The sequence below is a fragment of the Neisseria sp. HMSC03D10 genome, from assembly GCF_001807625.1.
GTDB lineage: Bacteria > Pseudomonadota > Gammaproteobacteria > Burkholderiales > Neisseriaceae > Neisseria > Neisseria mucosa.
The window spans coordinates 12,332-19,544 of sequence record NZ_KV789588.1; the positions used below are offsets into that span (position 1 = coordinate 12,332).

The window sequence follows — 7,213 nt, forward strand, 5'->3', positions numbered from 1 at the left end:
GCCGTACTGGTTTAAATTTAATCCACTATAATTTGCTTTCACGCCCAAGCGGTTCAGCGCATCAATGGCAGGCTGGGAAACATGGTCGCCACGTGCGGCGGATTTCTGATACCAGCGCATGGCTTGGGTCATGTCTTTTTCTGTACCGACGCCGTTTTCGTAGCAATAGCCCAGCCAGTATTGTCCGGTGATGTCGCCCGCTGCGGCAGCCTGCGTGAAGTAGGCGAAAGCGGTTTGTGCATTTTTGGCGACGCCTTCGCCGTTCAGATACATCAAGCCCAGATAACGCGGTGCTTTCATATGCCCCGCCTGCTGTGCCTGCTCAAAGTAAGGCTTGGCGTGTTGGTAATCCTGTTTTTGATACAGGGTGATGCCTTCGTCCAGCAGGGCTTTCGCCTGTTCATTATGATGTGGAACGGCAGAGCAGGCAGTAAGAAGGGCGGTAGCGGCAAGCGCGGATAGTTTGGCTTTCATGGGCGTTTCCTTAAAGTGAGGGAAATGGGGATTTTAGGAATATCATGCGGTTACAGCAAGCGGCGGGGTGCAACAGGCGTAAATTGCGTCGAGATCCAACAAAACCGTTTAATTTTTCTAAAACGTTGGGTTTATCAACCCAGCCTACTTGTTTGGGAGGCGAAATTGTCTAAGTCACCGTCAGATTGGCTGTAAAGGTCGTCTGAAAAGTAAAAAAGCAGTCCGCAACTTCATTTTGAAGGTGCGGACTGCTTTTGTTTGGACTCGGCTAAGGCTGCCCCTTTAGGCGGCTGCCAAACTATTTTCTCTCCAATCTTTCCAATAAATCCTGCGGGGCAACATATTCTAAAGCATTCCCTGATTTGAATGGCACTAGGAATCTATATTCTCCCAGTTTGCTCAAATCGCTGCGGGCGGTATTCAGGGAAATGCCGTATTGATTGGCAATTTCTTGTGCGGTAAAGATTTTTCCGCTTTCTTCCACCGCTTTTTGCAAGATACCGATTTGCCGCTGGTTCAACTTTCCTATCTTTTCGGTATATTGGGCAATCGCTGCTTTGAATTCCTGCTGGTGTTTTTGTTTGTCGGAAATATAGTTTTCCAAATCGGCAACCGCCCGCTTGATGATGTCGCATTGGTAATAGATGAAATAGGTTAAATCCAAATCGTCGGTTTCCACATACAGATAGGATTTGGCGTATTGGGCGGGGGCGTTTTTCAGCAGGCGGCTGATGGATATGTATTCAAACAGCCAGTAGCCGTTTTTGAGCATAAACCAATAGAACAGAGCCCGTGCCGTCCTCCCGTTGCCGTCGCCGAACGGGTGGATGTAGCCAATCAGGAAATGCAGGATGATGGCTTGGACAACCGGGTGGATAAACAACGGGTGTTCCACGCCGTCATAAGTGTTGTTGGCAAACGTGCATACCGCTTCCATCAGCGTATGAACCTGCCCGTGCGGCGGCGGTTGGTACAGGCTGTTGCCGTCGTTATCGGCGATAAAGATTTCGTCGTCCCGCCTGAATTGCCCGGGCTCGGCCTTGTTTTCAATGGCGTTGCTGGTGGCGATGCGGTGTAAATCCAAAATCATTTCAACGCTCAACGGCGTATTTTTCAATTCAACCGCTTTTTTCATCAGGTGATAGTTGTTCACTATCATGATTTCGTCTTTGGTTTTGGGCTTGCGCTGCGATTTGAGCATATCCTTGGCCACTTTGCGCGTGGTGGCAGCACCTTCCAATTGAGCGGATGTAATCGCTTCTTCCATAATCAGGGATTTGAGCAGGAACCTATTTTGCTCGCTTCTGCCGAAGCCGCCGAGACTGGACGTGCCGATAGTGCTGCCGCAGCTTTTGTCAATCAAATGAAGCCGTGCCTGCAAGGAGTCGGGAATGCAGAACCAAAACCGATGCCTGAACGGAAAATCAATCGGTTTTTGGATTTTCATGCGGCTCTCCTTGACGGCGCGCCATTTCATTCGTGTGTCCTCTGTATGAATTCGGCGGAATTTGTCCCAATGCAGGTAGGTTCCGTTTTCATCGGTTACGGAGAATTCAGAATAATCTTTGATTTCAGCAAGAAAATTTGAAATATCCATGTCGGGATTGTCAGTGGCGGAGTGAAACAACTCGGCAGTTTGCACCATCTTTTCGGTAAGATGCTGTACATACTCCTGCTGCAACAGGGCAAATTCCGGAGGTCTGGAGATTTTCATGATAAATACCAAAATCGCGCAATTTTTTATAATTGAGTTATTTTAGTCAAATTTTAGAGAGGTGAAAAGTATTAAAATGAAAATTGGTAAGTAAGCATAGTCTTTATAAATAGAGGAGGGTAGTATCTACCATCTTAAAAAAAACAACTGGTTCAAGCAGTATTTATTGTTTTCAGACGGCCTTTTTTAGATTAGCTGTAAAGGTCGTCTGAAAAGCAAAAAGCAGTCCGCAACTTCATTTTGAAGGTACGGACTGCTTTTGTTTGGACTCGGTTAAGGTCGTACTTTGAGGATGCCTTGCATCTACAACCGTTTAGCGGAATTCAAAGAACTCTAAATGTTGCGACCGTGTTTTCAGGCTGTCTGAGATGCTGCGTGTAAAACTGCGGCTGCCGCAGAGCCACAGGCTGCGGTTTGCACTGTCGCGGACGGTCTGCCCGATATGCTCGGCGGTGAGCCTTTGGGTTTCGGAGGGGATATAGTGGAAATTGACATTGGCTTGTTGCGCTAAATTTTGCCAGTGGGCTAATGTTTCGGCAGGCAGGTTTCTATCGGCATGAAACCAGTCTATCGGCTGGGTGGCGGGCTGTTTGGCGAGTTCGTTGAGTCGTGCGAGGAACGGGGTAAAACCGATACCGTTGCTGACCCAGATTTGCGCTTGTCCATCGGAAAAGTCGAAACGTCCGTATGCGCCGTCAATTTGCACGGTGTCGCCGATGTTTAGGCGCTGCGGCAGGCGGCGGGGGTAGTCGCCCAAGTCTTTGATAACGAGTGTGAGCTGTTGGTTATCAGGCTGCCAGTCGGAGGCGATGGTAAAGGGGTGGCTTTCTCCGTGTGCGCGTAAAAAGAGGAATTGTCCTGCGCGGTGTCCCTGCCATTTCGGGGCGTTCAGGGTCAGGGAGAGCAGATTGCCGTTTTGATTTAGGGCGGATACGGTGGCGTTTTGCGGTTTGCCGATGCGCTTGAACAGGGCAATCAGCGAGCAGGCGATGCCTGCAAGTAAGGCTGCGATGAGCAGCCATCCCAGCGGTTGCGACCAATAGGCAAAATTTGCCAGCACGGTGGTGTGCCACACGAGCGCGAGATAAACGGGGACGATAAGTATGTGGAGTTTGGCAAACCAGCGGTAGGGTATACGTTTGATGAGGGCGGCGACAAGCAGGACGAGGGCAACATAAAAAGCGATTTCGCCAATTTCTTCGGCAAAGTGGCGTTGGGTAGCCAGCCAATCTTTTAATGTCAATATTTCCTGCATCGGCGGGCGTGGCGGACGTTTTCCGTCAATCAGACCAAGTTCGATAAGCCATTTGGGGAATTGTTTGCAGGTCCAATGCAGGATGCTGCCTGAAAGGGCAATGATGCCGAGCCATTTATGCAGGCGGTACATTTTGTCCAGCCCGCCGAGCGGGGTTTCGAGTATTTTGGGACGCACGGCAAGTATCAGGCAGGCACTCATGGCCAGTATGCTGATGGTGCCAGTTAGTTGTAGCAATAGGTTGCGTACGGGAAATACGCCCCACTGGTCTGGAAATGATGTAGCAAGCAGCCATAAAGCGAATATGCCGCCGAAAAATATGGCTAAGGTAAATTTAATGTTTTTCATGGTAGTGGTCCTTACGGATGGGAATATGAAGCGGTCTGCGCCGTTTGTGGGGATTGTATGTGGGGAAAATTAGGCGGAAATTATTGGTGTGGGTCAGGGTGGGAAGGGTTTACCTGTTGAGGTCGTCTGAAAAGTTTAAAACAACCTGACCTTTTCAGACGACCTGAAAAGCAGCAACCCGTTTCATCGTCCATGATTCCGTTGTCCAAACGCGTTCAAATTCTTCGGCGAAACCGTGTTGTGCGGCGTAGGTTTGCAATTGTTGCAGCTAGGTTTTCGGGGCGATGTCGGCGGCGGTGCGGGTGGTGTGCAGCAGGTAGGGGCGGGTATCGAAAGCTTGGACGATGTGCTGGCTGACGGCGTTTAAGGCTTGGGGATTGTGGTCGGTTTGTCGGGCGATTTTTTCGTATTGCGACAGGGCGGCGGTTTTTGCGGTTTCGTGTTCGGTGACGGTTTGGGGGCTGTGTCGGGCGGTGGTAGCTTGGATGGTAATCAGGGGCGGCAGTTGCCCTTCGGTAAGCGCGGCGGCGAGGCGCAGGTGTCCGTCTAAAATCAGCCAGCGGTCAGACAGGGCGGGAAGTTCGTACACCAAGACGGGCGGCAGTTGGTTTTGCCGTGCGCGTTTGCGCCAATATTTCAGACGACCGTCTTCGGCGTAGTGGGTTTCAGGGCGATGAAGCGTTCGGCTTGGGTATAAAAATTGTTGTCCAGTACGTCGAAACGGCTGTCTGAAAACAGCCATTTGCGGTAGTTTTCGTTGGTTTCGGGCTGCCCTAAGGCGGTGTCGTGCCAGCATTCGCCCCATTGCGGCGGCAGGGTTTGGGCGTGGCGGTAGTCGAAGTGCCATTCGCCGATGCCGAGCAGCCCTGCGTTGTGGGTGGTGAGTTGTTTGATGAAATATTTGTTCCACAACAGGCCTTGTTCGGCAGCAGGTTGGCGGGCGATGTGTTCGTTTACGCGGCTGCCGATGTGCCCGACGGGCTGATATGCCTGCCAGCTTTCGGCGTAGCTGCGGATGAGGTAAACGTCGTATAAATCGTGGCTAAAGAACGACCAGAACACGGGTTCATCGTTGTAAGTCAGGCTGAGGCTGATACCGTCGGGTGTGTGGAGTTTCAGACGACCTTGCGTTTGACGGTCGATATGCAGGGCAAGGCTGTTTGGGGAGGCGGGATGGTGGGTCAGGCTGCCGCTGTATTGTTCCAGCGCGGTGGTTAGCGATCGGTAGTGCATGGGGTGTCCTTTGTAAGGCGTTCATATTCAATAACTGATGACAATCATCGTACTGCCGTCTTTATTGTGGTAATACGCGCCCGCATTGCCCCAGGCAAATTGACGGCATTTGCCAGATGCCGATGTTTCAATGGCGCAAGGGGCATCGCCCAGCTGCTTATCCAGCCATCGATCAAATTGTTTTCTGCGTTGTAATTCGCGCTCCTCCGACCATGCTGCCCAGCTGTTGTCCTCGCCTATCGGGCAGAAGAATATGGATAAGCGCTCCAGCCGCTGCTGCTCGAACTGGGCGGTAAGGGTGTATTGTTCAGACTGTTTGGTAAATGACAAACTGAAAAATGTTATTCCCGCTTGCAGATGATTCGGGCTAGATTTTGGGAAGGATGCAATCCAGTCATCAAGCGTGGTGCGTGCGCCAATAATGTTGCCGTCCGGCAGGATGATGCTGCCGTTTTCAGGGTTTATCTTCATCGGTTTGAATTCCCAAATGTAGTTTTCAGACGACCTAAGGCCATGTTCGTTTTATCACGCCTTTAAGCCGCACGATTTTTCATTTCACCCACAACCGTCCCTGTCTCGCTAAATTCAAAGTCGCCAGCAACAGTAACATCACCAAGCCGGAGCCTGCGGTGGCGAGGAAATAGCCTAAAAACAGTAAACGCTGTTCGGCGATCAAATGGAAGCCGCAGCCTGTCATTGCCGCCAAACCGAATGAGAAACCCCAAAAGCTGGGGCTGAAACCCTGCTCCAGCATCCAAGGCAGAAGGCGCAGAAGTAGCAGGAATTGCAGGCAGCCGTAGCCGATTAAAAGCAGCGCGAAGGTATCGATGTGTCCGCCTGATGCAGCAAAATAGGCGCCGCAGCCGACAAAGGCGGGGGCAAGCTGAATGCCGACGATACCGCGCACAGGGGCGTTGACGGGTGTGCCGGTGCGCAAACGGCTCAATATGGCGGCTTCCAAGCTAAGCCATGAAAACAGCCCCGCGCCCAAAAACAGCCAGGCGTAATCCGACCAACCCAATACCGCCATTGCGGTCGCGCTGACAAAATTGGTGGCAACGGTGGGCAGGTAAACAATCGGCGTGGTGGCATCAAGGGTATGGATGCCGCGCCACAAGCCGCCTGCGCGGTACATGGCAAATGCCAACTGTCCCGCCGTTCCCAGCAAAATCAACCCTTTTGCCAGTAGCGTTTGGTAGGGCAAGGCTGCCAAACCTGCCAGCATCGTGGTAATCGGAATCGCGCTGATGAAACAGCATTGCACCAAATCCTGCAAATCTTGTAAAAATTCGGGGCGGAAAAAACGGATTTTGATGATGTAGGCAATGACCAGCAGTAGCCAAAGTGCAAAGGCGGCGGCTAACAGCGTTTCCGCAGCCCAATTCGGCAAAAGCCCGATATGCGCGCCGTAACGCCAAGACAAACCAAGCGCGAAAAGCCCCAACGGCATGCTGAAATAGCTGAGGGGGACGGGAAATTTTTTGGTACTCATATTGTGAAGTGTGTGTTAAGGAAAAATTTGTAGTATAGCGGATTTGAATTGGTAAACGCAGCTTGGGTTGAGGCCAGATAAAGACGTTAAATCTGTCCGGAGTATCGGGTTTCAGCATGAGCCGTCTTTGGTATGGATATGCTGATGTTTGAGTTTATAAATGCGGTTTTCAGACGACCTTGTCAGATTCCGAGGTCGTCTGAAAAATATTTCAAACAGGTTTGCGGAAGGTGATGCAGTAAAAGCGGTTGCTCCACAGCAGCCGCGTTTTCTTTTCCTGTACGGTTTCTGGAATGCAGTTTTCGATTTGTGTCAGGTCGAAATCGGTGTCTTGGAAGTAGTTACGCGTGAATAGGCTTTTTTTGTATTGTTGTTGGATGAAGTCAGTGGTTTCGTCTGCAATCATGATTTTGGTGCCGGGTTTGGCGACGCGCAGCATTTCGTTGATGGCTTTTTGTTTGTCGCTGAAAAAATTGATGCCGCCCACATGGAATACGACGTCGAACATATTGTCGGCAAAGGGTAAATCTTCAGCGTTGCAGTGTACCAAGTCCAAGCCTGCCGCTTTTTTCTGCCACACGTCGCGGCAGCGTGCCAACATGCCGAGCGACAGGTCGGCGCCGGTCAAATCCAGCGCGGAGAGGTCGATGTCGGCGGGCAGGTGGTTTAAGAGCGTGTTCATAGTCTTCGTAGCAGG

The 7,213-nt window shown here is 51.2% G+C and carries 8 protein-coding genes; all 8 read right to left on the minus strand.

Annotation, left to right across the window (positions count from 1 at the left end; all coding sequences use genetic code 11):
* Positions 1–474: tetratricopeptide repeat protein (locus tag HMPREF3066_RS09260; protein WP_070442402.1), on the minus strand; the 474-nt coding region annotated here is incomplete at its 3' end.
* A 298-nt stretch (positions 475–772) separates the two neighbouring features.
* Positions 773–2,188, minus strand: coding sequence for a Fic family protein (locus tag HMPREF3066_RS09265; protein ID WP_070442405.1), 1,416 nt, complete (start codon positions 2,186–2,188; stop codon positions 773–775).
* 313 nt (positions 2,189–2,501) lie between these two features.
* Positions 2,502–3,791, minus strand: coding sequence for a ferredoxin reductase family protein (locus tag HMPREF3066_RS09270; protein ID WP_070442408.1), 1,290 nt, complete (start codon positions 3,789–3,791; stop codon positions 2,502–2,504).
* 268 nt (positions 3,792–4,059) lie between these two features.
* On the minus strand, positions 4,060–4,533 hold the full coding sequence (locus HMPREF3066_RS13630; protein WP_321178932.1) for a hypothetical protein: 474 nt from the start codon (positions 4,531–4,533) through the stop codon (positions 4,060–4,062).
* On the minus strand, positions 4,428–5,024 hold the full coding sequence (locus HMPREF3066_RS13635; RefSeq protein ID WP_321178933.1) for a hypothetical protein: 597 nt from the start codon (positions 5,022–5,024) through the stop codon (positions 4,428–4,430). Before HMPREF3066_RS13635 ends, HMPREF3066_RS13630 begins: the two co-directional genes overlap by 106 nt.
* Positions 5,025–5,051: 27 nt before the next feature.
* Positions 5,052–5,495, minus strand: a complete 444-nt coding sequence (locus tag HMPREF3066_RS09280; RefSeq protein WP_070442411.1) for a hypothetical protein — start codon at positions 5,493–5,495, stop codon at positions 5,052–5,054.
* 79 nt (positions 5,496–5,574) lie between these two features.
* Positions 5,575–6,516, minus strand: a complete 942-nt coding sequence (gene tehA, locus HMPREF3066_RS09285) for a dicarboxylate transporter/tellurite-resistance protein TehA (protein ID WP_070442414.1) — start codon at positions 6,514–6,516, stop codon at positions 5,575–5,577.
* Positions 6,517–6,727: 211 nt separating this feature from the next.
* Positions 6,728–7,213, minus strand: a 486-nt coding sequence (locus HMPREF3066_RS09290; RefSeq protein WP_141743211.1) for a class I SAM-dependent methyltransferase, incomplete at its 5' end; no start/stop codon positions are given.